Genomic DNA, 25,913 nt, shown 5'->3' on the forward strand with positions numbered 1-25,913 from the left:
CGTGAGCCGGAGCGGTACCCGCCAACACCATCATCGGCACCGCCGCCAGTACACCCAACTTCGCGATTGCACGCTTCTTCAACGCGGTTTCTCCCCTTTTGACCCGGTGCGTGAATGCGCCGGCCGCCTGCTCGGTGACAGCAGCATTCCGAGAGCGGCTAACACCCGCCTAACAGCCGCCTGTCGCGCCCCACTCGCCCTCAGGGAGCTCGTACATGCTGCTGCCCCGCGCTCTGGCCCGGTCGGGCAAGGCCGGGCTGCATCTCCAGTCTTCGCGGCGTTTCCGGCCAGCTCGCTGCGGCCGGGGAGCTATCCCCGCTGCCGCAGCCCCGGGGCCCGGAGACCACACCAGTTGGTGCGGTAGCGGTGGGCACGCCCGGTGGAACACAACTGCCTCCAGCAGCGCGTGAGCGAGTGCGACCACGCACCAGGTCGGCCGGGCTGCGCCGTGCTCCGGACCATTTCAGAGGTGCTGGGGGCTGATGTGCGCCCTCACCCCGCGCCTGGCCGACAAACTCGACGGCATCGAGCTGTTCGACTCCGTGACCGTCGACCCGCACAAGGTCCTCAACGTCCCCTACGGCGTCTCCGCCCTGCTGCTGCGCGACGCCAGCGCGCTGCGCACCGTTTCGTCGTACTCGGACCTGATCATGCAGGAGGACTTCGCGTTCGGGCAGGTCACCCCGTTCACCGGCACCAAGGAGTGGACGAGCCTGCGGGCGTGGGCCGCACTGCTCGCCACGGCCGCCAGGGCCTCGCGGCCATGATGGACGCTCGCCTGGACCGGGCGGCCCAGGACCCGGTCGGCAGGCGCACGGCTGCTGCACAGGCCCCCGGTCGGCTGCCCGAGGCGACGGCCTGCCAGGCGATCAGGCGGCCGGGTGTTCGCGGGTAGGGACCGGCACCTGGTTGAAGGCGTAGTACAGGGCGAGCAGGCCGTGGGCGGCCAGGGTGAGCGGGGCCGAGATGAAGGCCAGGCCGACCGTGACCGGGTAGGCGAGTGAGCCGAGCGCGAAACGGTTTCGGGTCCTGCGGGCCGCGTCGACGTCGACGCGTTCGTCGAAGAGGTGGCCGGTGCGGGTGAGGTGCCACCACAGCCCCTGGAAGGCGAACGCGATCGCCGTCATGACCAGGCTGTAGACGGCGGCGGCGGCATGCGAGGCCCGGTCCTCACGCAGGTACTCGGCGAGCATCGCCGTGGGCCACGGCACCACGGCGACCACCATCAGCATCAGCAGGTTGAGGAACATCAGGGGGCGGTCGACACGGGCGACATAGCTGAACACCTGGTGGTGGTTGACCCACATGATCCCGATGACCAGGAAGCTCACCACGTAGGCGGCGTACGAGGGCCACTGCTGGCCCAACGCCTCCCACAGACTTCCGTCTTCGCCGACCTTCGGGACCTTGATGTCCAGGACGAGCAAGGTGATCGCGATGGCGAAGATGCCGTCACTGAAGGCCTCCACGCGGCCGGATTCGCTCATGCCCCCACCCTGCAAGTGTGTGCGGCGGTGCGGGCGAGGCTGTCCTCGACGCGGCGCAGGATGTGCAGGGCCTCGGCCTGCTGATCGGGGGCGAGGTCGCCGGTCGTGGCGTCTTCGAGTTCGGCCCAGATGCGTTCGACCTCATGCCGCAGTGCCTGGCTCGCGGCGGTGGGTTCGATGATGACGGCGCGTTTGTCACCCGGGTCGGGGCGGCGGCGGACGAAGCCGGCGTTCTCGAGGCGTTTGATGCTGCGGGTCATGGTGGCGGCGTCGGAGTCGAGCAGACGCACGAGGTCCGTCTGCCGCTGAGGGCCGAGTTCCCACAGGTGCATCATGATCAGTTCCTGGCCGATGTGGAGGCCGACCCGGCGCAGGAGCTGTCCGGCGATCATGCGGTGCAGGCGGGCCACGCGGAAGATCGCGTGGCTGACGGGCCCCGCCTGGGCGGAGGCCGGCACCGTCACGGTGGAGGTGGGTGGCGCCGCTTCGAGCGGCTGGTTTTGCGTGTCCCGGTGTGTCGCCCGGCTCATCAGTACCGTCCCTTTCCCGGCCGAACACTGGCCGGACAGCAATCAGGATAGCCGCCCCCTTCGTCATAGGGCACTCGATGCGAACAGTCGCTACCATCTAGGTCAGAAGTCCGCATGTGACGTAGGTCACATGGCGATATGGGAAGGGTTCGCGCGTTTTAGTTGTTCGAACAGGTAACTTCGGTGCAGTCGGGCACCGCACACCGATGGACAGCCGCGGACCCGGCGGCCTCCCCACCTGAACCTAGGGAATGATCATGACGACCGCGTTCGAGCCGATCGAGCTGGGCGGCAAGCGCCTGGCCAACCGCATCGCGATGGCGCCGATGACCCGCAGCCGCGCCTTCGGGCCGGGCGCGGAGCCGACGGAGCTGATGGCGACGTACTACGCGCAGCGGGCCGGTGCCGGGCTGATCGTCACCGAGGGCGTCCAGCCGTCGGTGGTCGGGCAGGGCTACCCCGACACCCCGGGGCTGCACTCCGCGGAGCAGGTCGCCGCGTGGCGGCGGGTGACCGACGCCGTGCACCGCGAGGGCGGGGTGATCTTCGCGCAGCTGATGCACACCGGCCGTATCGGCCACCCCAGCCTGCTGCCCGACGGCCTGGCCCCAGTGGGCCCCTCGGCCGTCGCGGCGAAGGGCCAGGTGTTCACCCACCAGGGCCCCCAGGACTTCGTCACGCCCAGGGCGCTCGACCAGGACGAGATCGCACGCACGGTCGCCGACTTCGTCGAGGCGGCCCGCAACGCGATCGCCGCCGGCTTCGACGGGGTGGAGCTCCACGGGGCGAACGGCTACCTGATCCACCAGTTCCTGGCCCCCAACGCCAACCTGCGCGCCGACGGCTGGGGCGGCGACGCGGCTGGCAGGGCGCGCTTCGGCATCGAGGTCGCGACCGCGGTCGCGGAGGCGATCGGCGGTCACCGGACCAGCTTCCGCATCTCGCCCGGCGCCCCCTTCAACGACATCGCCGAGACGGACGCGGCGGATGTGGAGGAGACCTACGGCGCGCTGCTGGCGGGTCTGGCCCCGCTGGGCCTGGCCTACCTGCACCTGCTCGAAGGCCCCGACCGCGAGCTGACCGGCCGCCTGCGCAAGATGTGGCCCGGCGTGTTCGTCCTCAACCCGTTCACGCACCCGGAGCCCACCGGTCATGAGGCTCTCGGCCTGGTCGAGGACGGCACCGCGGACGTGATCGCCTTCGGCGCGCTGTTCCTGGCCAACCCCGACCTGCCACGCCGCCTCGCGGCCCAGGGCCCCTACAACACGCCGGACGCGGCCACCTACTACGGCGGCGACCACCGCGGCTACACCGACTACCCCACCCTCACCTCCTGAACGGCGAGCCCACCAGCGCGACAGACGTCGTGACCGCACAGTGGATCACAGCGCTTTCGTCCCTCTCCACCCGTCTCCACCCTGGTCCTCGCCGCGGTGGACGACGGCACGAAGGAGCATGAACTCCTGCTGTCGGTGCTTCTCGCGGTGGAGGGCGGCACCAGCGCGCTCCAGTGCCACCGCGACGTCGCCCGCCGGCTCGGGCGCGGCCTGCCCGCCGGCGGCGGCGAACTGCTGGCCCAGCTGGAAGCCGAGCGCGACGCCCTGCACCAGTACTACCGGAACCAGGCAGCCCTCCCCGCCGGGGGCGCCGCTTGCGCCCGGGCCAGCGGCGACGACGGCAATCCCGGCGGTCAGCGCGGTCCTCTTCGTGTCTGCGGTCTGACCGGCCGTATCGGCCGGGGCCGTTGTCCGTCGTACGCACTACGCTGCTGTCGCCCTGAGAAAGCGCTGGAGGCCGCCACCCCGCGGGGTGGCGGCCTTCCGGCGTTGGGGCGGGCGGTCCGTCCAGACGGCGGTGGTGGTAGCGGTGTGGGGCGGCGTCCTGGTCGACGGCGTGTCGGGGGCGCCGTCGCTGCTTGGCGTGGTGTGAGGGGGCAGGGTGTGCGTCATGTCGGAACGCCGTAGCCGCCGTCGCAGCCGTACCCGCGCCCGGATTCTGTCCGTCGACCGGATCGGCCGCCAGGCCGGCCCCGAGGCCGGGAGCAGGACGGGCCCGGCGGGGTCGGTGCCGGGACCTGCACGGGCGCGTACGGCGGCGCCGGTGGCGGGCAACGACGGCGGGGCCGGGCAGACGCTTCCGGGGCCGCGTGCGGCTTGCTGCGTGGTCACCCGCACCCGTCAGATCTTGGACGGAGGGGACGTTCTGGTGCTGACCCGGCACGAGATCGCCTGTCCGGTCTGGTCCGCCCGCTGATCGTCGATCACTACCGAGGGACCGGTGGGAGGTTCGTGACCGTGCGCGGAGCCTGATCACGCGCGCGGAAGCCGAAGCTGATGAGGGTGACGCTCTCTCCGGCACTGAGGGGCGTCCGGCCGTGCGGCGTGAGTGCGCCGTCGAATATCTTGACGCGGTGCCCGTCCGGCGACCAGCCCGGCGTCGGCGGGAAAGTGCGCGGGATCACCGGTCCGAGCTCGTCGGCGCACACAACCGTGGCGCCGTCCGGCGGGCTGGTGTACAGGCCGATGATCCGCGTTCTTTTCCCTCGAAGTCCCGGTCCTTCGAGCGAGTCCACGACCGGGTGTGGCGCCTCCTGGCACCCTCGGCAAGGAGGATCCTGCGCACCTGCGAGCGGCCGACCTCGATCCCCAGACGCCGGGCCTCGGCGGCCAGAGCGTCCAGTGTCCATTCTGGCGGGCCGGTCCCGTCGGCAGAAGCCAGCTCTCCGTCCGCCTGCCGGGCTGGCCGTCCGGGCGGCACCTGCTTGACCAGGGCGATGATCCGGGACCTCTCAAGTTCGGTGAGCCGGCGCGGCCGGCCGGTGATCGGCCGGTCCTCAGGGCGCTGATCCGCTAGCGTGCGAGCCCGTTAGCAACCTTCCTCCCGGCTTCTACCAGTGGCGGTCCGTCATCTCCCGCTACATCGACGACTACACCCCGCGTCCCGCCCCGCCGTCCTGGCCCCGGCTGGCTCCGGAGGTCCGCCGGATCGTCAAAGAGCGCGGGTAGAGCTTGGCGCGCAGCACCCGCACCTCCCACAACGGATCGTCCGGGGCGGAGACCAGCGCGGCCAGCTGCTCGCGCTTGGTCGGGGCGGGCAGCACCAGCGGGCCCAAGTCCTTCGCGGCGCGGGCCTGCATGCACCTCGGGCACTCCAACCGGTCGAGGCCGGCCTTCTCGTCGAGTTCCAGCGGTGAGCCCGCCTTCCCGCCGATGGAGCCCCGGCACGTCCAGCACGGGCACAGCACGGCGTTGGCCTCCCTGGCCTTCTCCAGGCGCTTGAGAGCCTTGGCGGCGGCCTTCTCCAGGCGTTCCTCACGCTTCTGGTGGCAGGGGTAGCAGCGGCCGCCGGGGCGGCGGGCACTTCGACCGCAAGGTTCACCTCGTCGTGGACCGGCACTCAGTTCAGTCGCGGATCCCGTCGATGTCGACCAGGACGTGGCGCGGGCCGCGGAAGATCTGGTTGTGGCGGTACGGCGGTGGGTCCTGTACGAGCCGGGGGTTTTCCACCCGGCGGACGAACTCGCCGACCGCGACCTGGACCTCGAGCCGTGCGAGCGGAGCGCCGAAGCAGAAGTGGATGCCCTGGCTGAAGCCGAGGTGCTGGTTGTCCCGGCGTTCGAGGTCCAGCTCGTCGGGGTTGGCGAACCGCTTCGGGTCGCGGTTCGCCGAGCCGTATGCCAGGAAGATCGGCGCGCCCTTCGGGATGGTGGTGCCTGCGATGTCGATGTCTTCCACGGCGGAGCGGGTGTGCCAGAACTGGACCGACGACTCGAAGCGCAGCAACTCCTCGACCCCGGGCACGATCAGCTCGGGCCGACGGCGCAGCTTCTCGAGCGCGTCGGGGTGCCGCAGCAAGGTGAGCACGCTGTGGGCGATGAGATTGACCGTGGTTTCATGCCCGGCGAAGATCAGGAGCAAGGCATTGCTCACGAGCACGCCCTTGGACATCCCTGCCTCCGGGCCGTCCTCGTTCACCATCGCCGAGAGCATGCCAGGGCCGGGCTGCTGGGCGTACCGGTCGAGCAGCTCAGCTGCGAACTGCCCGAACTCCTTCACGGCCCGGCGACCCCCGGCCAGTCGGCTCTGCATCTCCTCGGAGGCAGCCTCGGGGCCGAAATCCAAAGCGTCCAGGGCCGTTTCGATCCAGCTGTGGAAGCGTGGCTCGTCTTCCAGTGGCACGCCCAGGACCTTGCAGATCACGGTCACCGGCAGGGGGTAGGCGAACTCGTCGACGGCATCGAACCGGGTCTTACCCTGCATGTTGTCCAGAAGGCCCTCCACGATGCGGCGGATCTCGGGTTCCAGGTCGGAGATCAGGTGAGGGGAATGGGCCGGGCCCACGAAATGCGGTGTCATCATCCGGCGATCTCGATCGTGCTCGGGTGGATCCTGGGTGATGATGTTCGGCTCCAAAGAGATGACCGCCTCCGTGATCGGCTCGGCCTCCGCCGAGCCCTCGGCCGGGGTCGCGACCGGGACGGGGAGCTTCCTGATATCCGAACTGACCCGGGGGTCGTGCAGCAGCGCGACGATCTCTTGGTACGTACTGACGACGTAGGTGCCGTCCGGCTGCCGCGCCACCGGTGTCCTGCGCAGTTCCTCGTAGAACGGGTACGGATTGGCGCGGTTGGCGTAGCGGAGGGCCTGCTGCCAGGGGGTTTCCTCGACCACGAGCCTCCCCTCCTTCTTCCTGTCGATGCTGTCCGCTTGCACGCCCATCCGGCGGGCGCGTCAACGAGGGCGAGACCGGAACTCGGCCTTCCGCTCGCTCGGGTCGTGGCCGGTCAGGACGACGTCGGGGATCGCCGTCGGGACGCCGGGTTGCGGGAACTCGGCCGGGATCGGCTTCATATCGTCGGGCTGGTCCCAGCCCGACGGCGGAGGCGGGAACGGCCCCGATTGCTCGATCAGCTTCCCGTAGTACTCCAGCCACTTGCCGTGATCGAAGGTGACGGCGGCGACGGTTCGGCCCCGGCGACCGTAGACGGCGGCGAAGTGGCGCTCCTTGGCGGACCCCTGCGTGAAGACGATCTCGTCGCCGAAAGGCGGCACGCCGACGGACTTGATGTTGACGCCGAACTGACCGGACCAGAAGCCGGGCAGCAACAGATGCGGGCGATAGTGGGGCTCGAGGTTCACCATGTTGTGGGCCGCGACCTGGGCGCCGAGCACGGCATTGTCCCAGTGCTCCATCGCGAGGAACTGGTACTCGTACAGGACGTGGGGCGCACGCGCCACGTCCCCTGCCACGTAGATGCTGTCGGTGATCACGCCGTTGACGTCGAAGGCGCGACCGCCGGCGTCGCAACCGACGCCCCAGAAACCGGACGCCAGCCCGGCGCCCTCCAGCCATTCCACGTTGCGGATCGACCCCAGCGAGGCCACCACCACGTCGGCGTCGACGGTGGTTCCGTCCGAGAGATGAGCACGCCGCACGTGGCCGCACAAGTCGCCCTCCAGTGACGACACGCCCAGCCCGCAGCGCAGGTCCACGCCGTGGTCGCGCTGCATCTGAGCGGCGATCTCACCGATCACCCCGCCGAGCGCGCCGACCAGCGGCGCCGAGCCCCGCTCGACGACGGTCACCGGCAGATCGAGTTCCCGGCAGGCGGAGGCCACCTCCGAGCCGATGAACCCGGCGCCGATGACCATCACCCGCGACGGCTGCGCGGCCAGCGCCTTCTGCAGCTGTGCGGCATCATCACGCGAGCGCAGCGTGTAGACCCCGTGCAGTGCGGCCTCGGTCGGGTTCGGCCACTGCCGCGCGCGGGTTCCCGTGGCGATCAGCAACCGGTCGTACGGGATCTGCTCGCCGTCGGCCAGACGCACCTGCTTGGCGGCCCGGTCCAACCCGGTGGCGGCCACCCCGAGCCGCCACTGCGCATTCACCTCTCGCAGACGGGGCAACTCGGTGTGGTCGGCCGACACCCAGCCCTTGAGTACCTGCTTGGACAGCGGAGGACGGTCATAGGGCTCGTACGGCTCGTCCCCGATGATGGTCAAAGAACCGCTGAAGCCCTCCTCACGCAGGGTTTCCGCGGCCCGCAGTCCGGCCAGAGACGCACCGACGATGACGATCCGGCCGCTGGCCCTGAACTCCCGCACCAGCTCCGCGACCGTCGCCGACACGGTCATGACGTCGCGCTCCCCTCTGCGCCGTCCAAATGGTCAATCACGATCGCCTGCACCGGACACGCCGCAGCGGCCCGCTCAACCTGCAGGCGCCGCTCGTCATCGGGGTTCGGCTCGTAGGTGAGCGCCTCCTGGCCAGTCAATCTGAAGACCTCGTGCGCCAAATACACGCATTGCGCGTATCCCTGGCAACGATTCAAGTCCACGGCGATCCGCATGGGCAGACTCCTTCCGACCTGCCGCCCAGCTGGAAAACCCACCCGCCGCCCCCGCCGACGCCACCGGCTGAGCACCCGTATGTTTCGGGCTTCTCCGACACGGCGGTACCTGCGCGGCGACGCCTACCGTCGGTGAGCACTACGTCCGGACGCCACGGCACCAGCCGATGGCGTCGGCATCAAGGTTCGCCCCGGCCGTTCCGCCCTACCAAAATGCTCGCCCCGTCTGCCGACGACCGCAAATGCGCTGTTACGCAAGACATCTCTCATCAGGGCAGCTGTCGTTCTTGATCACTGACCGGTGGCTGATCAGGTTGACCGTGGTCTCGTGTCCGGCGATGAGAAGCAGTACGGCGATTTCCGCGAGTTCCTCCTGCGAGAGCCGCAGGGCCGGGAGACCCCGGACCGGTCCGCAGCGGCGGCTCAGGGCCCCACCCTCCCACGCCCCCTGCCCACCCGTCAGCGGATTCACCCCGCGCCGCCGCCGACACCTGACCGATGATGTGATCGGTCAGGCAACCGAATGAACGGGCCGGGCCGGGGGAAGGGAACCGCGCATGGAGACGCTCGACCGCACCGGCTTGCACGGCCGCCCCTGGCCTGAGCTGCTGCCCGACCGCCGCCCGGTCCTGGTCGTCCCCGCCGCCCCCGCCCGCCCGCTGCTTCTCGAAGACGGCTGGGCTGACCGTGACACCGCCCCCGCGCTCGCAGTCGGCCCGCAGCCCGACTGGTCCGCCGTCCTGACCGACTCCCGGCTGACCATCCGCCGCCCAGGCGGCCTGACCTGGTTCGACGGCGAGATCGCCGCCACCCGCGAGTGGCGCCACCGGATCCGTGACGCCCGCACTCTGCTGCTGATCACCGGCCCATTCACCAGCGCCTTCGACTTCCAGCCCGCCGCCGCGGCTGGCCGCCTGTTCCTCCTCGCCACGCGGATCCGGCTCACCGACGGCCTCTGATGAGCCCAGCCCGGTCAGATTCCTGACCGGGCTAGCCGGACTTCGGAGTCAGGGGCGGGAGCACAACATCTGGATTTTGCTCTTGATTTCGGCGATGAACTTGGCCTGGCACACCGCGTTGCAGTCCGTGGGGAAGGCGATCTTGATGACGAGGCCGCCGCAGTCGATAGTGACAAGGGCCGAGCGCGGGGTCTGGGCAGGAAGCGCCGTGGCCTGGGAAACCGGGAGAACGACGAGTGCTGCGGTGAGCAGGCCGGTTGCGGCCCCGCGAAAGCGCCTGACGATCATGCTGTCTCCAAATCTCGGCTGGACTCATCCCAGTGAGATACGCATCAAAGCCCGCCGCGCGCCAGGCAGCGCCAAACGAGCGTCAGCGACGTCCCCGCCCCTAAGGACGGTCACCGCGACGTCCCAGGGTCACGGCCCAAAGGCCGGGCCCGGGCCTTCCTATGCCCCGGATGACGCGGTTTGTTCGATTCATGATCTGGGCTAACGCTGCCCCGAGCCTTGAGAACAGGTACTCACGGCCGGTCAACGAGTCCGGTCCAAGGGTGGGCACGTCCGCCTGGGCCGACTTCGGCCGAAACTCCCCGTGACCCCCCTCCTGACCAGGCTGTTCAACATCCTGTTCAACAGGGTGGTCACGAAGAACCGCGGGGGTCCGCGCTGGTGCTTCCGGCACGCGGACTCCCGCACCCCCAGTATCGCGCCGCAGCCCGGCGGCCCCAACTCCTCATGGAAAGGCCAGATCAGATGACCACAGCGCCCCTCACCGAGCCGGTCGTGCTGTCCACCCCGCTGCCGCCGGCCCCCACCGCGCCGCCGATCCCCGCCGAGCTGGAGAGCGTGCTCAAGCGGATGCGCTTCCCCTACCTCCGCCGCCCCGGACGTCCTGGCCACGGCCCGGGCCCAACGCTGGGAGCCCGCCGAGGTGGTGGCGGCACGGCGCCCGCCGGTGATGGCCCGGCGTGTGCGTCTCGGGTCCGGCGGGCGCAGACAGCAGCGTAGCGGGCGCAGCGCGGCCGGCCCGGCTTCTACGGCGCGGGGCGGGGCGGGTCTTCGGCAGCGAGATCTGGCCCGCCAGACGGCCCGAGACGGCCGTGTTACGAAACCTCTGGATGTCACCGGCCCGCCCGACGCCTCCGACCTGCGGTTATACCGGACAGAGGCCGCCCATTTGCGTCTGAGCTGGGGAATCACTAACTTCACCCTCGGTTCGGACACCTGCATGTCTGACCGTCAGCCCGCCTCTCATGGCGGGCTTTTTGCTTTCTCCGCCTGAGGCCCCCGACGCACCGCGTCGGGGGCCTCTTCGGCTTTCTGGGACGGAAGGACACAACACCAATGTCGTACTTCGCAGTGCTGATCCTGCCGCTGGTACCAGCGGCTGTTGTGGTTGTCGCCCTTGTGGTCCACGGGCGCATCACGAGTCAGATCGTGCGCCGGGCCCGTAGGGAGGACCTGCCGGAGATCCTGAAGACCACCTCCTCGATGATGGTCTCCGTGCTCCGTGTGGCGCGGTCGCGGGAGCAGCAGCCCGGGCAGCGCCGATCCGCCACCGTACTGCCGGACGATGGCGATGACGCAGCGCAGTTGGATGGTGTGCAGGAGACCTCGGGTGACGGCGTGGCAGAGCGGGGACCGGAGGGGAACCGGTGGTGAGGCGCAGGCGTTGCGGGCCGGACCACGACCGGGTGGGACGGCATGTAGGCGAGGACACGCTCGGACGGACCATGCGGCAGGTCCTCAAGCCCGCCGAACGAAAGATCCTTCTCGACTACCTCGGCGAGGCGCCGCCCGAGCAGATCGCCCGGTGTCACGGAGTGTCCGTGGAGCAGCTAAGAAGGCTGATCGGTCACTTGCTGGACCGTCTGCGCACTTGCGCCCAGGCACCGCTGCTGCGGATGGAGCTGGAGAGCGTCAGTCCCCGGTACTCACGAGACGTGTGGCTGGCCGTCAACGACGTCCCCGTCCATCGATGCGCGCTCGCGGGCTGTACCGCGCCGCCGTTCGTGCAGAAAGCGGTAGGGCACCCCCGGCTGTACTGCAGCTCCCGCTGCCGGCAGGCCGCCTACCGGCAGCGCAGGAAGGTCCCACCCCCACCTGCCGCGCCCGATCCCCAAGCCGCAGAACGGAAGGTCCGGCCGACGAACTATTATCACCGCGTCTACGCCGAGCGGCCCACCGAGTTCCCTGCCCCTCTGCCCCGGCCCATCTCGATCCACGAGTACTTCGCGGCGAAGGGGATCCGGGTGGTGCATTATCCATTCAAGTTCCTGGCCAGCAGCCGCAAACCGCGGCCCCGGCCGCTGGCAGCCCCGGCCCTTCCCACCGAGCCCGAGCCCCGCTGGCAGACTCCGCCCTCCCACATCGACGTGCGAATCGAGGCCCTCCTCGCGCTGCGCGAGGCCCTCCTGGCGCAGCGACCGCCGCTACCAGTGCTGATACCCGGATCAGCAGGGGGGACAGCTGCCCAAGCGATCAGCCCGGATTTCAGCGCGGCTTACGCTGCGATGGTCGCGGGAATCGGCAGCACCTCGCCGCTGGTCCGGGGGGCTGTTGAGGTCGGGGAGCCGGAACAGCCGTTCGCAGGAAGCGCCAGTGCTGATGCCTTCCTCAGAGACCGCGTGTGGCCGCCGCTCGCCACTCCTCCCAGCCCTACGCCCTCGCTCCAACCACGGAGCTGCGCTTGGACCGGCAGCTTCACCAAGCAGAAAGAACCAGACCTGAAAGCAAGGGCCACCCGCACTGCCTCCGAAGCGATCGGCCGACCGGGTAGCACTTTTCCTCGCGAACGTCGGCCGGCCGCCGGATCACACGCCGCCCAACTGGCTGGACACCTCCTGTCGCTTCTACCGTGCCGAAGCACCTCGTCCCATGCACCCAGCTCCACGTACCAGACGCTTCACAAGCATCTGCGAGAGGCAGCGCGGCCCTCACTCGCTTCTGTGACAATGAGTGCGCCGGTGTACCCGCTCACAGAAGCCATCCGGCCTGTCGACCTGCCCCCGGCGGGTCGACAACATGTGAATCCCTCTGCCGGACTCGGCCGTCCTCGTTACCGCAGGCATCAAAGATCACCACAGCGATGACTCCAACACCCGCCCGCCGGCGCGGAGCGTGTCCGAAAGATCGTGTAAGTCCGTGATGTGACAGGCTGGCCGAGGCCTGGTCTCGGGTCTCGGCCGGAACGGACGGACATGGCTGCTGGCAATGTGAACCCGGCCGTCGAGCCGGTCGGGGACAAGTTGGTGGACGAGGTTTTCGAGCGGCTGATGGACCGCGCCGACGCCTCCGGAGCGGCCCTGCTGGGCGCATAGATTTTGCGGCGCCCGCGAGTGAGATAGTCTCCCGCTGCGCGGCGGCGGCAACCCCCGAGCCGCCGCCGCGCGCCCGAAGCAGCGAGCGGCACCGCGCAGGGAGGCGGCGGCAGTGGAACACCTGGTGCCCGCAGCACCGCAGACGGCCCGGGACGGACAGGCGGACCTGATCGAAGCGATCACCGAGGCCGTCCGCGACGGCGACGACCGCACCATCCGCCGGCTGCTGGTCCGCTTCGCCGAACTGGCCACCATCGCCGACCTGTACGCCCTGCGCGACGCCCTCGACACCGCCCGCCCATCCGGCAACCGCGGGCAGAGCTGACCCTTGCCGACCGGGCTCGCGAACCTGCCCGACCAGGCGTTCAGGCCGATCCTGCGCCTGACGTCGTGGCCGCTGCGGGTGCGCGCTCGCCCTGGCCGGCCGGGGCAACGGGGCGGATGCCCGCCCGGTGGGTGAGATCCGGCACGTGCCGGTGTCGGCCCGTACCTGGTCCCGGGTCAAGCCGCGGTGGTGAGGTCAGCGCGGCCGAACAGCAGGGCGTAGCCGCGGGGCAGGTGGGCGAGGATGCGGTCGGTGAGCCGGTCGCCGGCCAGGTCGGCGAGGGCGGCCAGGACGGAGGAGGCGTCCCAGCGGGCGGCGCTGAGGCTGGTGCCCAGGTTGCGGGCGACGGCTTCGACGAAGGCGGGGGCTGCGACCGGCTGGGGCAGCGGGATCTGGGCGGCGAAGACGGCGCGGGCCCGGTCGGGGAGGGTGGCGGCGAGGTCGCAGCGTTCCTCGCCGGTGAGCTGGGAGCCGAGGACGGACAGGACCGCGTGGAGGGCGTGTTCGGCTTCCTCGTCGGTGGTGTACCGGCCGAGGGTGCAGACCTGCCGGAGAAGGCGGCGGTGGCGGGTCATGACGGTTTTGTGGCCTTCCGGGAGTGGGCCGCCGCTGGCGGTGCGGCGGCGCGAAGGTAGGGGTCAGGGCCGGTGGCCAGGCTGGGGCCGGCCGAACAGGAGGTCGTAGCCGGGCGGCGGTTGGAGCAGGACGCGCTCGGTGAGGTCGTCTCCGGCCGCGTCGGCCACCGTGGACAGGACGGCGCCGATGTCCCACAGGGCCGTGGTCTCGGTGGCGCCCTCGATCCAGGCCGCGGTCGCGCGCACGAACCGCTGCGGGCTGAGCGGCTCGGCGGCCTGCAGCGGGTTGAGCAGGATCAGGGCGAGGGTCTCCGGCAAGCGGGCGGCCAGTTCGGCGCGCACGTCGCCGACCAGGTGGGCGCCCAGCAGGGCCAGCACGACACGCGCCGCCCGCCCGGCCTCTTGGTCTCGGGCGGCCCGGCGGCGGGACTGGCCTCGGAGGCGGGCGGCCTACAGCTGGGGGTGTTCCGCGCCGCTCCTCGGGGGGATCAGGAGCGGCGCGGAACAGTCTGGGGACGGGGTCAGGCCTGGATCTGCTTGCGGTCGCCGCTGTGGCTGATCGCAATCTTGCGGGGCTTGGCCTTCTCGGCGACCGGGATCTTCAAGGTCAGCACGCCGGCGTCGTAGTCGGCGCTGATCCCCTCCGGGTCGAGGGTGTCGGACAGCATGACCTGGCGGGAGAACACGCCGAGCGGGCGCTCGGACAGCTCCCACTTCACGCCCTCGCCCTCCTGGCGCGGACGGCGCTCTGCCTTGACGGTCACCATGTTCCGCTCGACATCGATATCGATCGCCTCCGGAGCCACCCCCGGCAGGTCGAAGCAGATCACGTACTCGTCGCCGGCGCGGTAGGCGTCCAGCGGCATCGGGGCCGGCCGCGACCAGGTGCCGTTCGTACCCAGGAACTGCTGGGTCAGCCGGTCCAGCTCGCGGAACGGGTCAGTGCGCAGCAGCATCGCGAAACACCTCCACTGATCTATGGGTGCCAGTGCGCTTCACCTGAAACCGTTCTAACATGTCATCCATCCGATGACAAACCCCCAAGTCGCCAAAGGAGTGACACCTATGGGAAAGCGGCCCGACCCGCCCGCCACCGGCGGCAGCCCACCCACGGGACCGGCGTCCTTCCTCGCCGCCGCCGCCGCGCTCGCCGCCATCGACGACGCCGTCCGCACCGCCCAGAACACCAGCCCGGCCACCCGGACTGGCGCCGGCGCACCGGATGCACCGGACGAAGGACCGGAGCCGGCCCTGGCCGCGCTGGTGCTGCTGCGCGAACTGCGCACCGAACTCGCCAGCTGGGAAGCCGGCCTGGTCGATGCCGCCCGCGCCGGAGGCGCCACCTGGGCCGAACTCGCCCAGCCCATGGGCGTCGCCAGCCGCCAGGCCGCCGAGAACCGCTACCTGCGCCTGCGCCCCACCGACAGCACCTCCACCGACGCGGAGACCGGAGCGGAGCGGGTCAAAGCGGTCCGCGACCGGCGGGCCGCCGAACGCGCGGTCACTTCCTGGGCCCGGGACAACGCCGCTGACCTGCGCGTGCTGGCCGCCCAGGTCACCGCCGCGCCCGGCCTCACCCCCCGGGCCCGTCCCGCGCTGACCGCGCTCACCACCGCCCTCGGCGCCCCCGACCCGGCCGACCTGATAGCGCCCCTCACCGCCATGCGACCCCACCTCGGCGCCGCCCACCCCGACCTCGCCACCCGCCTCGACGACCTTGACCGCCGCACCGAACGCCTCCGCCATGACAGCGACCAACAACGCACCTGACACCACCGCCGAGGAACGCTGGCAGCACATCGAAGACCGGCTCGCCGCCATCGAACGCCGGATCCGCGAACAGAGCACCGCCGCCATCGCCACCATCGACGCCTGCCTGGCCAGACTCGACGCCCTCCTCCACGACCTGGCCCACCGGCCCTGGCCCCCGCAGGCCTTCCCCACACCCGCGGCCCCTCCGACCCCGCCGCAACCGGTGCGAGCCCCGACGGCCAGCCTCTTCGGCCCGGCCGGCCGTCGGCGTACGCAGACGGTCCCGGACGCGCCGCAGCACGGCCCGGCCAGCGGCCACCAAGCCACCGGCCGCGTATCCGCGTGACAGGAAACCCGCCGTCCCGGCACGGCCAGACAGCGCGGCGGGGCGGGGCGCGGCCGGGCGCTCGTCCGCCCAGCACCCGCACCGGGCCCTCACGCCGGTCGGGCATGGTGCGAAGCAGGTGCAGCAGGGTGTCCTTGGCGACTCGGATGCCCAGCAGCCTGGCAAGGCGGGCACCGGGCCGACCAGCGAGCGTGCAGGCTATGGACAGCAGTACCGACCGCAGCAACGGGGTCTTGCGTGCGTGAGGCGTCGTCAGCCCCTCGATCTGCTCCGCGAACGTCACCGCTGTGCAGGCGCCGTTGAGACAGCGAAAGCGGCGCACGAGCAGCTCGACAACCACAGCCCTGCCCCCGATCGCCGCGTCCGCCAGGCGTCGGACGTACCGGCCGTGCACCCGCCCCGACGTCCTGGAACAGTGCGGACACCTTGCCTTGGCTGCTCGTGCGTGGGCGTGCAGCACGATCTGGGCCGCCGAATGCTGAACGAACTCGACTACGACACCAGCTATATGAGGAAGAAACGCCTCAAGACTCCGCGAACTACACGCCTGACATCGTGCCAGGAAAGCCCGGTGTCGCGGGCCCGATCACAAGATCTTCGCCAGAGCCGAATTACCTGATCGTTGACAGAAATCCGCTCGACCTGCTGACCTCCTTGCAGAGCCCTACGGGCATGGAGTTCTTCTGCTACCACCGCGACCGGCCCGGCTCACTAGCACTGCGCGACGAACTGCTGGAAGAGCATTGGTCCTACATGGACCGCTACGTGAAGGAGATGATCGCCCGAGGCCCGACCCTCACCGGCGACGGCGACGCTCCTACCGGCAGCATGCACATCGTCGACCTGCCCGATCCCGTCGCCGCCCGCACGTTCGCCTTCGAGGAACCGGGCTACCAGGCCGGCGTCTACCGGGACGTGCTGCTGCGGCGGTGGAGCAACACGCTGGGACGTACCATGTGGGACTTCCCCGGTGGCCGGACCGGTGGCAACCGGTACCTCGTGCTCGGCCTCGGCACAGGACAGGCCGCCGACCTCGCCGTGCCGACCGACCAGGACGAGCTGATCGCCTACGGGCCCCTGCTGTCCGACGACGGCACCACCTGGCTGGGCACGGCGGCGCTACTCCGGGCGCCGGACCCGGACACAGCACGCGCCATCCTGACCCAGGACCGGTACGCCACCATCGAGGTGCACAACTGGCAGTTCGGCGGGCGTCCATCATGACCCGAGGACGTCCAGGCCGACATGAGGTTCGCTCAGCATCCTCGGGTTTGACCGAACCCACGGATGCATCGGTCTGACGCACACCGATAGCCCCGTGGGTTCGCGTTGAAGGACCTTCAGTTTCCGCGAACTCGCGGGGCTCGAGGGGTTCAGTACTGGTATGAGTCTGTGATCGGGTGATCCGAGTTTGCTCGTCCGGCCGCAGCAGAAAGATCCGTACGCGCAGGCTCGCCGACCTGCGATAGCGTCAGAACCGCTGCGATATGCGGGTTGAACGCAGTCCTGCATCAGATGAAAGTGCGGCCGCTTCCAAGGTGAGCCCAAAAGCCGCCACTGGATGATCTTGGTGGGATGGCAGCCGGGTCAAGAGCTTGGGCGAGCGTCCGGAGCCGGTCGTTTAGGTGGCGCTCGCTGAGCTGGCACACCAACCAGGGGCGGTGGGGGTCACACCGTGGTGGTGCAGACGAAGCCGAGGTCGGTCAGTCCTTCGGCCTGGCAGAGCCGGTCGGAGGCGCCGCCGGCGGTGGTCTGCAGGAGTTGGTAGTCGGCGCCGTTGCCGTGGCCCCAGTGCATGGCCGCCCGCCACAGCTGGCGGCCGAGCCCGAGGCCGCGGTACTCAGGCAGGACGCCGAAGTACTGCGGCAGCAGCCGGGCTCGGCCGATCGGGTCCGGCATGGTCTCCATGGGGCCGATGGCGCCCACCACCCGGTCGTCGCGGATGGCGGTCAGGACCGGGCCGACGCTGTCGATCCGGGAGTGCAGGAAGGCGAAGCCCTCGCCGGCCAGCTTCTCGGCGAAGGCGCCGAAGGTGGCGCGTACGGGTTCGGGCAGGGTGTCCAGGTGCTCGATCCCGGCGACCGGCAGGGCCGGAAGGTCGAAGGTGCGGAGCTGGACGCGGGTGGAGGCGGCGACCGGGTCCGGGGCGGCCTGGAACGAGATCACCCGGGCCGAGGCGGCGTCGTGGACGGCGGCGAGCTTGGCCGCGGTCTCCATGGCCTCGGGGCGGTGCTCGGGGGCGCCGTACAGGTGGACGCGTAGGACGCCGCGGCCGGTGAGGGTGGGCAGCAGGGTGCGGGGGCGTTCCTGGTGGACGTCGCCGACGAGGAGGCGTTCGTCCTTGCGGTCGGACCAGCGGCGGTCTTTGTCGTGGGAGAGGAACCCGCCGGTGGCGGCAACCTGGGCGATAGCGTCGAGCAGGTCGGCGCTGAGCGCGTCGGGGTGCAGGGGACCGAGTGTCGGCAGGTACGGCACGGACATCACGGGGTGCAGCAGGTCCCAGGACAGCTCCATACCCGCACCCTACTCGCCGCCCGGCAGGGCTCAGGCCCCGGCGCGAAGGTACGCCGGGGCCTGAGCGGAAGTGACCGGGTGCGGTCAGAAGGGGTTGTCGTCGCCCGCGTTGCACGAGCACTTCACGCTGTCCATCACGTCGTCCAGGTCGGTGACCGGGACGATCGAGGTGACGGGCGTGCTGGGGGCCGGGATCGGCCGGGTCAGGTAGGGCAGTCCGTCGTCCGGGAGGGGACGGCGGGAACTGAGTTCGACAGCGACAGCGGTCATGATCACCTTGCTTTCTGGAAGCCGTGCTGACAGTAGGAACCGAGTGGTGCCTTCGCCTCCTGGTAGTGCTTGGCCAGCGGTCGGCACACGGTGCACGTGCCGGACAGCTGGCAGCCGGAGCAGCCACCGGTGCGAAGCATGAGGCGGTCGGCGATGGCGCCGAGCCGGGCGAGGCCGTCGATCCCCTCGGCGGGGAGGCTGATCTGGTCGTCGCGGCCGATCTTGCAGATGGACACCAGCCCGTGCGGGTCGGTGTGGAAGAAGGTGTGGCCGGCGTTGCAGCCGCCGAACGGCTTGCGCATCCGCAGGTGCTCCTTGGACTGGGCAGTCAGCACCTCGCCGCCGCCGTAGATGGTGGGGGTCATGTTGGTGAAGACGTTGTACTCCAGCCCCCAGCCCTCGCACAGCGCGATCATCGCCTGCTCTTCGTGGGCGTTGTCCTCGGTGATGATGATGCTCATCCGCAGCGGCAGTTTCGCGCGGCGGGCGGCGTTCATGCCCTGGACGAACAGGTCCCAGGCGCCCTGGCGTTGGGTCAGCTCGTCGTAGCTGGCCTTGGTCGCGCCGTACATCGACACCGTGACCCGGTAGGGCGGGCACTCGTGGAACAGGTCGAGCAGGTTCTGGCGCCACAGCAGGGAGGCGTTGGTGGAGACGGTGATCATCATGCCGAGCACGTAGGCGGCCCGGTAGGAGGCGATGAAGTCCTTGTCCACGGTCGGCTCGCCGCCGGTGATCTGCAGCCACAGCACACCCGCCTCCGCCATGGTCCGCAGGCACTGGAGCTTGTCCGCCAGCGGCATCCCGGAGTTGACCTTGAGACCGAGGTAGCAGTGCTTGCACTTGTAGTTGCAGCCCAGGTTGATCTCCCACGAGGCCCGCGAGTAGCCCCAGGTGGAGGGCTGGCGGACCGTCAGGAAGGCGCCGAGCGGTCCGGCGGTGTCCAGGTCGGGCCACTGGCCGGCCACCGCCTCGGTGAGCCAGTCCGGGGCCGGGGCGGCGTCGTCGTGGGCGCGCAGGTCCTCGTACCGCTCGGGCGGGAGCATGAGGCCGCCCCGGGCGCCGGGCCGCACGATCAGGTGGTCTTCCAGGAACGGACTGGCGATCAGGCTGTGCATCGGTGCTCCTCCGTCTCCTCGTGCGAGGTGGTGCCGGTCAGCGCCGCCCTGCGAGTCGGCGTCGTCGCCTGGCCGCGGCGATCTGGGCCAGGACCGAGCGGCGCCGGGCGGCCCGCTGCTGGTTCTCCACGAAGACCTCGTTGCCGTCCAGGTCCCCGACCCAGATCCCCCAGGAGTGCCGGCCGGTCAGCGCTCCGTCCGGCTCGGTGGTCGCGGGCGCGCTGGTCATCGCGGGGCTCCTCGAAGTCGTGGTGCCGCCCGGCGCGTTCCACGGAACGCCGAGGGGGATCGGTTTGGTCCTGCGCGCCGGGCGGTGGGTCCACTTTGGGGGGTGGTGTGTCGCCGAACCAGCCCCGCCGTCCTATAGGGCAGCCCTATATTTCGTGGGTGGACCAGGAGTTGGACGTGTGGACGCACCCGGACCTGCGGGCCGCGGTGGCGGCCGGGGACTGGCCGGCGGTGCTCAAGCGGTGGCGGGTACTGACCCGCAGCAGTCAGAGCGCGCTCGGCGCGCTGGTCGGGCTCGCGCAGCCGGACGTGTCCGCGATCGAGAACCGGCACCGGGAGGTGACCTCGGTCGAGGTCCGCCAGCGGATCATCGCCGGGCTGCGGGTGCCGATGGAGTTGCTGACCGGGCCGGTGGAGGAGCTGCCGTTGCCCTCGCTGGTGCTGTTGGGTGTCGTCGCCGACCCCGAGGCGGACCGGCTGATCAGGGTGCGCGGCGGGATGCGGCTGGACGCCGCGTCGCTGGACGCGGTGGAACGCCTGCTCGCCGAGCACCGCCGAGCCGAGGACACCCTCGGGTCGCGGGTGATGAACGGTGTGGTCACCGCGCAGTTCGCCGAGGTGATGGGGCTCTACGACCAGGCGCGCGGACCGCTGGCGGACCGGCTGGTGAAGGTGCTGGCGGAGTACGCGCAGTTCCTGGCCTGGCTCGCGCAGGACCAGGACAACGCCCCGGCGGCGCTCGGCTGGTTCGACCGCTCCCACGACTGGGCGCTGGAGTCCGGCTACGGCGATATGGCCGCCACCACCATGAGCATGAAGGCCCACCTCGCGTGGTCGCAGGGCAACGGTCGGCGCTGCACCCGGCTCGGGGAGGCCGCGGCGGCCACGCCGGGCGCCAGCAACGCGACCCGGGCGATGGCGCTGCAGATGGCCGGGCGCGGGCATGCCCTGGACGGGGATGCGGCCGGTGCCTACCGGCGCCTGGACGAAGCCCAGCGGATCATCACCGCCACCACTGACGCCCCGCCGTGGCTGTACTTCTACGGCGAGTCCTGGTTCGCCGCCCAGCGCGGCATGGCCGAGCTGCACCTGGGCCGGTGGGCGAGCGCGGTGGACAACCTGCGCACCGGACTCGACGGCTTCGACGCCGCCTACCGCCGCGACCGCGCCTGGTACGGGGCCTGCCTCGCACACGCCTACGCCGGCTCCGGCGAAGCCGAACAGGCGCTGACCACCGCGCTCGGCGTCCTCGCGGACGCCTCCGAGGTCGGCCGGCCGCACGCCTGGGGCGAACTGCACACCGTGGCCTCCGTCCTGCTCCGCCGGGGAGCCGGCCAGGGGCGGCTACTGGTCGACGCACTAGCGGCGCTGGACTGAGGGCCGGGCCCGTTGCGGCTGGCTCCGAGGACGAGCGCCGGGTAGAGGCTGGTTCAGTCCTTCGGGCGCTTCCACGGCCAGTGCGAGGGGCCGTGCTCGGTCAGCGCCTTGCACACGCCCTTGACCAGGGACTGCGGGTTCACCGAGTTCGCGGCCTTGTACTCCGTCCACTCCAGCACCAGGTCGACATCAGCCGCAGGGTGTGCGCGCGGGCCGGGGGCACCCGCTCGTCCAGGCAGGCTCCTCTCGGTGACGGGGGATCAGCGACTGTTGCGGCCCACAGCGACCAGGCCCCTGCTGCAGGCCTCGCGGAGACCTCCTGTCAGAAGGCGGCGAAATTGCGATGAAAGACGGGTCCGGCACCGGAATTTCCACCACCCCGGCACTGTCGCCGAGCGTGTCCGCTTCGCTACCGTCTGAAGGGCAGGAGCGGCAGTGACGCACCCCGGGGACCTCATGGGCAGGCCGAACAACACGATCCGGCACGTCCGCGAGGTCGAATGGGAGTCGAGGCCGCGACGTTCCTGGTGAAGGAGTCGATCGAAGCAGGCGAGCCGGTCTACCTGGTACCCCGCACGATCGCGAACTGGGAGGACGGCAAAACCGCCTGGCCGCGGGCCAAGTACCGCCGGCTCCTGCACACGGTGACCGGCCGGACCGCCACCGAACTGGGCTTCACAGAGCCGACGTACCGGGGCCGGGCGACCGCGCCCAGGAAGGCCGGCCGGAGAAAGGCGGTGATGAGGAGGTGCGCCGACGCAGCGTGCTCCTGGGTGTCGGAGCCGCGGTACTGACCGCCGCGGTCCCGCAGATCGCGGGCGCCAGCCCGGCCCTGGACCCCCACCACGTCCAGGCACTCCAGGAGGCCGAGCAGGCCCTGTACGCCCAGGATCGCGACCACGGCTCCGCCGACCTCGCCGAGCAGGCCGCGACCGCGCTGGACACCGCCCGCGCCTGGCTGGCGCACGGCCGCTACGACGACGGCCTCGGCCGGGAGCTCCACACCGCGACCGGCATGCTGTCCGTCGCCGCCGGATGGCTCGCATTCGACGCCGGGCGCACCCGGGACGCCCGCTCCCTGTATACCGAGGCCCTCGCCAGTGCCCGACAGGCCGACGACCCCGGTCTGGAGGCCCACGCGTTCGCGTGCCTGTCCCTGCTCGCCCACGCCACCGACCACCCGCGCGAGGCCGTCGGCACCGCCCAGGTGGCGCAGCGCGCGGCCGCCGGGCTCGGCTCGCCGCGCTGGCTGGCGCTCCTGGCGATGCGTGAGGCGCGCGGGTGGGCGCTTCAGGGCGACCGTGCGCTGACCGAGCAGGCGCTGGTGCGGGCGTTCGACCTGTACGCGAAAGGGCCGAGGGAGGCCGACCCCGACTGGTTGGAGTTCTTCGTCCCCGGCGAGTTGGCCGGGCTGGAGTCGTTGTGCCGGGCGGACCTCGGCCAGTTCGACCGCGCGTCCGCGGGCGCCGAGCAGGCGGTGAGGCTCTTCGCCGAGGGCCACGGCCGCAACCGTGCGCTGTACACCGTCGACATCGCGCTCCACCAGGCCCGCAGGGGGCGGCCCGACCTCCACGCGGCCGCCGACGCCAGCCACCAGACCCTCGCCCACCTCCAGGACGTGCGCTCCAGGAGGCTGGTCCTTCCCCTGCACAGCATCGCCGAGGCGCTGGAGGCCCACCGGAAAGTCCCCTGCGTGGCCGAGTACCTCGACGCCTACCGAACCGCCGTCCCCGCCGCCTGAAGGACCCCCATGACCTCCCCCGCCGCCCCCTTGTCCTTGCAGCGCCACGGCGAGGCCGACACCGCCGCCCTGCTCGACACCCTCGCCGACATCTGGACGCAGGCCCACACCGGCCACGCCGACGTCGCCCGGGCCGGCTTCACCCCCGAGACCCTGCGCCGCCAGATCACCGCGCACACCCGCCACGACAACTTCACCCTCATCGTCGCGTCCATCGCCAACCACGCCGTCGGCTTCTGCACCCCCGCCTACTGGTACGGCGAACAGCTCCTGCCCACCATCACCCCCGACGCCCGCGACACCGACTCCCTCGCCGGCATCTGCGAACTCGCCATCCGCCCCAACCGGCAACGCCACGGAATCGGCACCCGCCTGCACACCGCGCTGCTGGACGCTCTGCACACCGAATGGGCGTCACTACTCGCCATGCCCGGCGACCAGCCCGCCCAGCGGCTCTACCACCGACTCGGATACAGGTACGCCGGACCGTACACCGCGAGCCCCGACGGCCCGGTCCTCGACCTGCTGCTGCTCCGCACCACCTTTTGACCAAGCCTCCAGCGCCGGGCAGAGCCCCTTGCCGACCCGACAGCCGGGAGCGCCATGACCACCACCGCCACCACCCGGTTCGCGCCCGGAAGCACTGCGGTGCGCCGCGACGTCACGGCAGCTCTCCAATTGCGCTGGCCTCGATCACCCGCATCGCCAGAACCCGCGTCGACTCCGGCACCTGGGAGCAGCATGACCACCGGCCCGAACTGGCTTCATCCGCACTGGCCGACCGAGCTCTCCACCTCTCGGTTGCTGCTGCGTCCCGTGGAGACTAGGGACTCCGAGCTCCTTCGCACCTTGTGGACCGACCCGGAGGTGCGGCGCTTTCTGGGCGGCCCCGTCCCTACCGACCGCCTTGCACAGCGTCTTACTGACGCCGCGAGCCAGCGAGGCCACTTCACCGTCGTCCTCGTCCAGGACGGCCGAGGGGCAGGCCGGGTAACCCTGGACCGGGACCAACGCGCCGCGGGCCGGGCCGAAGTCTCCTACGAGTTCCTCCCTGCGTACGCAGGGCGCGGGTTTGCGGCCGAGGCAGTCGGCGCCGTGCTCGACTGGGGCGCTCAGGCGGTCCCGGACCATCAGCTGATCGCGGTCACGCAGGCTGCGAACACTCGGTCCCGGCGACTGCTGGACAGACTCGGCCTCCTCGCCAGCGAACGCTTCGCCGAGTACGGCCAGGACCAGGTCCTATACACCACCGGACCGTCGAGGTGACCTCCCCGGCGCGATCAGGGTGTCCGCGACCCGCCGGGTGGGGCGGAAGTCGGACTATCGGTTGGCGGTCGCCCAGCGGCTCGCCCGGGCCGGGCAGGCGACCTCGCTCACTGCGACGCGTCGGGGGTGAGCACGAGGCCTTTGATCAGTGACGCTGTCTGCGCGGGGGTCAGATGGCCGTGCTCGGAACCGACCGACCAGCACAGCATGATGAGCAGCTGGAGCATGGCGGTGTGCCGGACGTCGGCGGGTGCCTCTTGCCAGACCAGGTGCGCGGCCTGCCTGCCGATGCTGCGGTGTCGGGCCTGGAGTTCGAGGACCAGGGCCGTGACCGCGTCGGGCGTGCTTCGGGCGATCTGCCGCAGGCGGTCAACGCCGGCCTCCTCGGAAAGGCCGTAGACGGGGCGGGAGGACAGCGGTCCCAGGCACACCAAGGCGGCTTCCCACAGTGCGTGGTCGCCTCGGCGTTCCAGCTCGGCCAGCAGCAGCTGCCCGTGCTCTGGTTCGCCGGTGCGTACGGTGGCGTCGGCGACCTCGTAGACCAGGTCCTCGACTGGCAGCTGGGTCATGGCGTCCGGTGCCAGGGAGCCAGCCGGGTGGTGGAGGAGCTGCAGATGCTGATCGTTCACGCTGCGACCGTACTGCGCGGCTGGCGGTGGGGCGGGGCTGGTGGCCGCGTCAGCGGTGGCGATGGTCGTTCGGGGCGAGTCTGGGGCCAAAGCGCGGGGCGCGAGCGCACGCCGGTGAGGCGGCCCGGTCACCGACCGCTCACCTGTGGCCGGCCCGGAGTGTTGGATCACAGCCCGCGCGGCGTTCCTGCATGAACGTCCACCGGCTGGCAGAGGCCGCACGCAACAGCTGATGTCCGGTGTGGGCCGGCCCGATCACCGGCCCACACTCCGGGGGCACGGACCCCGGAGGGGCAGGTGGTTACACCAGTCGGTAGTAGACCCACTGGCCGCGTCCGGCAGCGGAACGGGCCAGCGCGGCCAGACCGCCCAGGATCTCGGCTATGGGACCAGCCTCGAAGTGATCCCCCTCCTCGGCTCTCTCCTGCACCCACAGCTCGGCTACTTCAGCGAGGCGAGACGGCATGGCATACCTCAGTGCCAGGTGGAGACTCTGCGGCATGCCGAAGACCACGTTGCGATGGTCATTGTCGTCGACGAAGGGATCGTCAGTGTCTTCCCCGGAAAGAAGGCATTCCCAGTCTCTGACGTCTTCCACGGTGAGGTTTTCGCAGACCATCGATTCGAGAGCGTGCTCCGGTCCGCAGTCCAGCACGCTGTTGGCGGACCGGCTGTCAGTTGCGATGAAGAACTCCACGATGTTGCTCACCGCTGCATCATGCCTGGACCGCCACGAGGCGTACAGCAGAATTCAGGCGGGCAGATCTCGGCGGCACCGCGCGGCTACCGGGAGGGCAACGACTCCAGTTCCACAGCCCAGACCCCGGGCTCGACATCCGTCTCCACGCCCGGTCCAACGCGCCCCGATCGAGTGAGTCACGAACCGCAGCCAACATGACAGACCGTCAGCCCCATAGACTCAAAAACAGGCCGCTGAACAGGACAAATAGAGCTTGAGGTCGCAGTCTCGCGAGCGACCGGTGGTTCAGCGGGGCAGGATGCGCAGTACTGCCTCGTGTTCGCCGCTGAGCCGCAGGCCTTGCTGTACCGCGGCGCTCAGATCGAGGTCGCCGAGCAGGGTCGCGGCCAGCAGGTGCGGCGGTCCGGTCAGGGACGCGGTGGGGTGG

Annotated in this window: 32 protein-coding genes and 2 pseudogenes; 14 read left to right on the forward strand and 20 right to left on the reverse strand. The window is 70.6% G+C overall.

Annotated features, from left to right (window positions below; translation table 11 throughout):
* Window positions 1-482: 482 nt before the first annotated feature.
* Window positions 483-767, forward strand: a complete 285-nt coding sequence (locus tag ACFC1R_RS35300; protein WP_375945803.1) for a pyridoxal-dependent decarboxylase — start codon at window positions 483-485, stop codon at window positions 765-767.
* Window positions 768-869: 102 nt separating this feature from the next.
* On the opposite strand, the gene ACFC1R_RS35305 is transcribed toward ACFC1R_RS35300, so the two are convergent.
* Complete coding sequence (locus ACFC1R_RS35305) at window positions 870-1,487, reverse strand: TMEM175 family protein (RefSeq protein WP_375945804.1); 618 nt, start codon at window positions 1,485-1,487, stop codon at window positions 870-872.
* Window positions 1,484-2,017, reverse strand: a complete 534-nt coding sequence (locus ACFC1R_RS35310; RefSeq protein WP_375945832.1) for a MarR family winged helix-turn-helix transcriptional regulator — start codon at window positions 2,015-2,017, stop codon at window positions 1,484-1,486. The genes ACFC1R_RS35305 and ACFC1R_RS35310 overlap by 4 nt, the downstream gene beginning before the upstream one ends.
* 257 nt (window positions 2,018-2,274) lie before the next feature.
* Here ACFC1R_RS35310 and ACFC1R_RS35315 point away from each other — a divergent pair, with 257 nt between their 5' ends.
* Window positions 2,275-3,354 (forward strand): alkene reductase, encoded by a 1,080-nt coding sequence (locus tag ACFC1R_RS35315; protein ID WP_375945805.1) that lies wholly within the window; start codon window positions 2,275-2,277, stop codon window positions 3,352-3,354.
* A gap of 45 nt (window positions 3,355-3,399) precedes the next feature.
* Here the strand turns inward: ACFC1R_RS35315 and ACFC1R_RS35320 are convergent, their stop codons facing one another.
* Window positions 3,400-3,624: a hypothetical protein gene (locus ACFC1R_RS35320; protein ID WP_375945806.1), complete on the reverse strand. Its 225-nt coding sequence runs from the start codon at window positions 3,622-3,624 to the stop codon at window positions 3,400-3,402.
* 340 nt (window positions 3,625-3,964) lie between these two features.
* Here ACFC1R_RS35320 and ACFC1R_RS35325 point away from each other — a divergent pair, with 340 nt between their 5' ends.
* Entirely contained in the window at window positions 3,965-4,270 is a 306-nt protein-coding gene (locus ACFC1R_RS35325; RefSeq protein WP_375945807.1) for a hypothetical protein, read from the forward strand.
* A 204-nt stretch (window positions 4,271-4,474) separates the two neighbouring features.
* On the opposite strand, the gene ACFC1R_RS35330 is transcribed toward ACFC1R_RS35325, so the two are convergent.
* The 5 genes from ACFC1R_RS35330 to ACFC1R_RS35350 all read right to left on the reverse strand — a co-directional run bounded on the left by ACFC1R_RS35330 (window position 4,475) and on the right by ACFC1R_RS35350 (window position 8,366).
* Entirely contained in the window at window positions 4,475-4,840 is a 366-nt protein-coding gene (locus ACFC1R_RS35330; protein WP_375945833.1) for a helix-turn-helix domain-containing protein, read from the reverse strand.
* A 103-nt stretch (window positions 4,841-4,943) separates the two neighbouring features.
* Complete coding sequence (locus tag ACFC1R_RS35335; protein ID WP_375945808.1) at window positions 4,944-5,261, reverse strand: hypothetical protein; 318 nt, start codon at window positions 5,259-5,261, stop codon at window positions 4,944-4,946.
* A 157-nt stretch (window positions 5,262-5,418) separates the two neighbouring features.
* Window positions 5,419-6,735, reverse strand: a complete 1,317-nt coding sequence (locus ACFC1R_RS35340; RefSeq protein ID WP_375945809.1) for a cytochrome P450 — start codon at window positions 6,733-6,735, stop codon at window positions 5,419-5,421.
* A 12-nt stretch (window positions 6,736-6,747) separates the two neighbouring features.
* Window positions 6,748-8,151, reverse strand: a complete 1,404-nt coding sequence (locus ACFC1R_RS35345; RefSeq protein WP_375945810.1) for an NAD(P)/FAD-dependent oxidoreductase — start codon at window positions 8,149-8,151, stop codon at window positions 6,748-6,750.
* Window positions 8,148-8,366 carry a ferredoxin gene (locus ACFC1R_RS35350; protein WP_375945811.1) on the reverse strand — a complete coding sequence of 73 codons (219 nt, stop codon included), beginning with the start codon at window positions 8,364-8,366 and terminating at the stop codon, window positions 8,148-8,150. Before ACFC1R_RS35350 ends, ACFC1R_RS35345 begins: the two co-directional genes overlap by 4 nt.
* Window positions 8,367-8,923: 557 nt before the next feature.
* On the opposite strand from ACFC1R_RS35350, the gene ACFC1R_RS35355 reads away from it, so the two are divergent.
* Window positions 8,924-9,325 carry a hypothetical protein gene (locus tag ACFC1R_RS35355; protein WP_375945812.1) on the forward strand — a complete coding sequence of 134 codons (402 nt, stop codon included), beginning with the start codon at window positions 8,924-8,926 and terminating at the stop codon, window positions 9,323-9,325.
* A gap of 48 nt (window positions 9,326-9,373) precedes the next feature.
* Here the strand turns inward: ACFC1R_RS35355 and ACFC1R_RS35360 are convergent, their stop codons facing one another.
* A complete protein-coding gene (locus ACFC1R_RS35360; protein ID WP_375945813.1) occupies window positions 9,374-9,613 on the reverse strand; it encodes a hypothetical protein in 240 nt (79 codons plus the stop codon).
* 1,056 nt (window positions 9,614-10,669) lie between these two features.
* Here ACFC1R_RS35360 and ACFC1R_RS35365 point away from each other — a divergent pair.
* The gene (locus ACFC1R_RS35365) at window positions 10,670-10,987 is read left to right on the forward strand and encodes a hypothetical protein (RefSeq protein WP_375945814.1); all 318 of its coding nucleotides are present in this window, start codon (window positions 10,670-10,672) and stop codon (window positions 10,985-10,987) included.
* A gap of 1,770 nt (window positions 10,988-12,757) precedes the next feature.
* Window positions 12,758-12,970, forward strand: coding sequence for a hypothetical protein (locus ACFC1R_RS35370; RefSeq protein ID WP_375945815.1), 213 nt, complete (start codon window positions 12,758-12,760; stop codon window positions 12,968-12,970).
* A gap of 176 nt (window positions 12,971-13,146) precedes the next feature.
* Here ACFC1R_RS35370 and ACFC1R_RS35375 read toward each other — a convergent pair whose 3' ends face one another.
* The 3 genes and pseudogenes from ACFC1R_RS35375 to ACFC1R_RS35385 all read right to left on the reverse strand — a co-directional run bounded on the left by ACFC1R_RS35375 (window position 13,147) and on the right by ACFC1R_RS35385 (window position 14,501).
* Window positions 13,147-13,545, reverse strand: coding sequence for a DUF2267 domain-containing protein (locus tag ACFC1R_RS35375; protein ID WP_375945816.1), 399 nt, complete (start codon window positions 13,543-13,545; stop codon window positions 13,147-13,149).
* Between the two features lie 63 nt (window positions 13,546-13,608).
* A pseudogene (locus ACFC1R_RS35380) lies at window positions 13,609-13,980 on the reverse strand (DUF2267 domain-containing protein); the annotation flags it as partial.
* A gap of 86 nt (window positions 13,981-14,066) precedes the next feature.
* Window positions 14,067-14,501, reverse strand: coding sequence for an Hsp20/alpha crystallin family protein (locus ACFC1R_RS35385; RefSeq protein ID WP_375945817.1), 435 nt, complete (start codon window positions 14,499-14,501; stop codon window positions 14,067-14,069).
* 109 nt (window positions 14,502-14,610) lie between these two features.
* Between ACFC1R_RS35385 and ACFC1R_RS35390 the strand changes: the two genes are divergently transcribed.
* Together ACFC1R_RS35390 and ACFC1R_RS35395 are read left to right on the forward strand one after the other, a co-directional pair.
* On the forward strand, window positions 14,611-15,315 hold the full coding sequence (locus ACFC1R_RS35390) for a hypothetical protein (protein ID WP_375945818.1): 705 nt from the start codon (window positions 14,611-14,613) through the stop codon (window positions 15,313-15,315).
* Window positions 15,290-15,643 (forward strand): hypothetical protein, encoded by a 354-nt coding sequence (locus ACFC1R_RS35395; protein ID WP_375945819.1) that lies wholly within the window; start codon window positions 15,290-15,292, stop codon window positions 15,641-15,643. Before ACFC1R_RS35390 ends, ACFC1R_RS35395 begins: the two co-directional genes overlap by 26 nt.
* Before the next feature lie 310 nt (window positions 15,644-15,953).
* On the opposite strand, the pseudogene ACFC1R_RS35400 reads toward ACFC1R_RS35395, so the two are convergent.
* Window positions 15,954-16,103, reverse strand: a pseudogene (locus tag ACFC1R_RS35400) (transposase family protein); the annotation flags it as partial.
* A gap of 212 nt (window positions 16,104-16,315) precedes the next feature.
* On the opposite strand from ACFC1R_RS35400, the gene ACFC1R_RS35405 reads away from it, so the two are divergent.
* On the forward strand, window positions 16,316-16,867 hold the full coding sequence (locus ACFC1R_RS35405; protein WP_375945834.1) for a YciI family protein: 552 nt from the start codon (window positions 16,316-16,318) through the stop codon (window positions 16,865-16,867).
* 444 nt (window positions 16,868-17,311) lie between these two features.
* On the opposite strand, the gene ACFC1R_RS35410 is transcribed toward ACFC1R_RS35405, so the two are convergent.
* The 4 genes from ACFC1R_RS35410 to ACFC1R_RS35425 form a co-directional block, all read right to left on the reverse strand.
* Entirely contained in the window at window positions 17,312-18,157 is an 846-nt protein-coding gene (locus tag ACFC1R_RS35410; protein WP_375945820.1) for a GNAT family N-acetyltransferase, read from the reverse strand.
* A gap of 84 nt (window positions 18,158-18,241) precedes the next feature.
* Entirely contained in the window at window positions 18,242-18,427 is a 186-nt protein-coding gene (locus ACFC1R_RS35415) for a hypothetical protein (protein ID WP_375945821.1), read from the reverse strand.
* 2 nt (window positions 18,428-18,429) lie between these two features.
* Window positions 18,430-19,545 carry a radical SAM protein gene (locus ACFC1R_RS35420; RefSeq protein ID WP_375945822.1) on the reverse strand — a complete coding sequence of 372 codons (1,116 nt, stop codon included), beginning with the start codon at window positions 19,543-19,545 and terminating at the stop codon, window positions 18,430-18,432.
* A 37-nt stretch (window positions 19,546-19,582) separates the two neighbouring features.
* The gene (locus tag ACFC1R_RS35425) at window positions 19,583-19,774 is read right to left on the reverse strand and encodes a hypothetical protein (RefSeq protein WP_375945823.1); all 192 of its coding nucleotides are present in this window, start codon (window positions 19,772-19,774) and stop codon (window positions 19,583-19,585) included.
* Window positions 19,775-19,932: 158 nt separating this feature from the next.
* On the opposite strand from ACFC1R_RS35425, the gene ACFC1R_RS35430 reads away from it, so the two are divergent.
* The gene (locus ACFC1R_RS35430; protein ID WP_375945824.1) at window positions 19,933-21,150 is read left to right on the forward strand and encodes a helix-turn-helix domain-containing protein; all 1,218 of its coding nucleotides are present in this window, start codon (window positions 19,933-19,935) and stop codon (window positions 21,148-21,150) included.
* A 53-nt stretch (window positions 21,151-21,203) separates the two neighbouring features.
* On the opposite strand, the gene ACFC1R_RS35435 is transcribed toward ACFC1R_RS35430, so the two are convergent.
* Window positions 21,204-21,329 carry a hypothetical protein gene (locus ACFC1R_RS35435; protein WP_375945825.1) on the reverse strand — a complete coding sequence of 42 codons (126 nt, stop codon included), beginning with the start codon at window positions 21,327-21,329 and terminating at the stop codon, window positions 21,204-21,206.
* A 321-nt stretch (window positions 21,330-21,650) separates the two neighbouring features.
* On the opposite strand from ACFC1R_RS35435, the gene ACFC1R_RS35440 reads away from it, so the two are divergent.
* From ACFC1R_RS35440 to ACFC1R_RS35455, 4 genes are read left to right on the forward strand one after another with little or no spacing between them, the layout of a single operon-like run.
* Window positions 21,651-21,944: a hypothetical protein gene (locus tag ACFC1R_RS35440; RefSeq protein ID WP_375945826.1), complete on the forward strand. Its 294-nt coding sequence runs from the start codon at window positions 21,651-21,653 to the stop codon at window positions 21,942-21,944.
* Entirely contained in the window at window positions 21,914-22,891 is a 978-nt protein-coding gene (locus ACFC1R_RS35445; protein WP_375945827.1) for a hypothetical protein, read from the forward strand. Before ACFC1R_RS35440 ends, ACFC1R_RS35445 begins: the two co-directional genes overlap by 31 nt.
* A 9-nt stretch (window positions 22,892-22,900) precedes the next feature.
* A complete protein-coding gene (locus ACFC1R_RS35450; protein WP_375945828.1) occupies window positions 22,901-23,440 on the forward strand; it encodes a GNAT family N-acetyltransferase in 540 nt (179 codons plus the stop codon).
* Between the two features lie 54 nt (window positions 23,441-23,494).
* The gene (locus ACFC1R_RS35455) at window positions 23,495-24,157 is read left to right on the forward strand and encodes a GNAT family N-acetyltransferase (RefSeq protein ID WP_375945829.1); all 663 of its coding nucleotides are present in this window, start codon (window positions 23,495-23,497) and stop codon (window positions 24,155-24,157) included.
* A 107-nt stretch (window positions 24,158-24,264) separates the two neighbouring features.
* Here ACFC1R_RS35455 and ACFC1R_RS35460 read toward each other — a convergent pair whose 3' ends face one another.
* A complete protein-coding gene (locus ACFC1R_RS35460; protein ID WP_375945830.1) occupies window positions 24,265-24,786 on the reverse strand; it encodes a hypothetical protein in 522 nt (173 codons plus the stop codon).
* 301 nt (window positions 24,787-25,087) lie between these two features.
* The gene (locus tag ACFC1R_RS35465) at window positions 25,088-25,495 is read right to left on the reverse strand and encodes a hypothetical protein (protein WP_375945831.1); all 408 of its coding nucleotides are present in this window, start codon (window positions 25,493-25,495) and stop codon (window positions 25,088-25,090) included.
* Window positions 25,496-25,913: the final 418 nt, after the last annotated feature.

Origin of the sequence: Kitasatospora sp. NPDC056138 (assembly GCF_042264695.1) — a bacterium.
Taxonomy (GTDB): Bacteria; Actinomycetota; Actinomycetes; order Streptomycetales; family Streptomycetaceae; genus Kitasatospora.

Bases quoted from the DNA above. Each gene is read 5' to 3' on its own strand.
- ACFC1R_RS35375 (WP_375945816.1), bottom strand. From the start codon at position 13,545: ATGACCCGCCACCGCCGCCTTCTCCGGCAGGTCTGCACCCTCGGCCGG.
- ACFC1R_RS35450 (WP_375945828.1), top strand. From the start codon at position 22,901: ATGACCTCCCCCGCCGCCCCCTTGTCCTTGCAGCGCCACGGCGAGGCC.
- ACFC1R_RS35410 (WP_375945820.1), bottom strand. From the start codon at position 18,157: ATGGAGCTGTCCTGGGACCTGCTGCACCCCGTGATGTCCGTGCCGTAC.
- ACFC1R_RS35425 (WP_375945823.1), bottom strand. From the start codon at position 19,774: ATGACCAGCGCGCCCGCGACCACCGAGCCGGACGGAGCGCTGACCGGC.
- ACFC1R_RS35325 (WP_375945807.1), top strand. From the start codon at position 3,965: ATGTCGGAACGCCGTAGCCGCCGTCGCAGCCGTACCCGCGCCCGGATT.
- ACFC1R_RS35315 (WP_375945805.1), top strand. From the start codon at position 2,275: ATGACGACCGCGTTCGAGCCGATCGAGCTGGGCGGCAAGCGCCTGGCC.
- ACFC1R_RS35455 (WP_375945829.1), top strand. From the start codon at position 23,495: ATGACCACCACCGCCACCACCCGGTTCGCGCCCGGAAGCACTGCGGTG.
- ACFC1R_RS35310 (WP_375945832.1), bottom strand. From the start codon at position 2,017: ATGAGCCGGGCGACACACCGGGACACGCAAAACCAGCCGCTCGAAGCG.
- ACFC1R_RS35395 (WP_375945819.1), top strand. From the start codon at position 15,290: ATGACAGCGACCAACAACGCACCTGACACCACCGCCGAGGAACGCTGG.
- ACFC1R_RS35365 (WP_375945814.1), top strand. From the start codon at position 10,670: ATGTCGTACTTCGCAGTGCTGATCCTGCCGCTGGTACCAGCGGCTGTT.
- ACFC1R_RS35345 (WP_375945810.1), bottom strand. From the start codon at position 8,151: ATGACCGTGTCGGCGACGGTCGCGGAGCTGGTGCGGGAGTTCAGGGCC.
- ACFC1R_RS35340 (WP_375945809.1), bottom strand. From the start codon at position 6,735: ATGGGCGTGCAAGCGGACAGCATCGACAGGAAGAAGGAGGGGAGGCTC.
- ACFC1R_RS35300 (WP_375945803.1), top strand. From the start codon at position 483: ATGTGCGCCCTCACCCCGCGCCTGGCCGACAAACTCGACGGCATCGAG.
- ACFC1R_RS35420 (WP_375945822.1), bottom strand. From the start codon at position 19,545: ATGCACAGCCTGATCGCCAGTCCGTTCCTGGAAGACCACCTGATCGTG.
- ACFC1R_RS35355 (WP_375945812.1), top strand. From the start codon at position 8,924: ATGGAGACGCTCGACCGCACCGGCTTGCACGGCCGCCCCTGGCCTGAG.
- ACFC1R_RS35440 (WP_375945826.1), top strand. From the start codon at position 21,651: ATGGGAGTCGAGGCCGCGACGTTCCTGGTGAAGGAGTCGATCGAAGCA.
- ACFC1R_RS35360 (WP_375945813.1), bottom strand. From the start codon at position 9,613: ATGATCGTCAGGCGCTTTCGCGGGGCCGCAACCGGCCTGCTCACCGCA.
- ACFC1R_RS35385 (WP_375945817.1), bottom strand. From the start codon at position 14,501: ATGCTGCTGCGCACTGACCCGTTCCGCGAGCTGGACCGGCTGACCCAG.
- ACFC1R_RS35390 (WP_375945818.1), top strand. From the start codon at position 14,611: ATGGGAAAGCGGCCCGACCCGCCCGCCACCGGCGGCAGCCCACCCACG.
- ACFC1R_RS35305 (WP_375945804.1), bottom strand. From the start codon at position 1,487: ATGAGCGAATCCGGCCGCGTGGAGGCCTTCAGTGACGGCATCTTCGCC.
- ACFC1R_RS35415 (WP_375945821.1), bottom strand. From the start codon at position 18,427: ATGACCGCTGTCGCTGTCGAACTCAGTTCCCGCCGTCCCCTCCCGGAC.
- ACFC1R_RS35350 (WP_375945811.1), bottom strand. From the start codon at position 8,366: ATGCGGATCGCCGTGGACTTGAATCGTTGCCAGGGATACGCGCAATGC.
- ACFC1R_RS35405 (WP_375945834.1), top strand. From the start codon at position 16,316: ATGGAGTTCTTCTGCTACCACCGCGACCGGCCCGGCTCACTAGCACTG.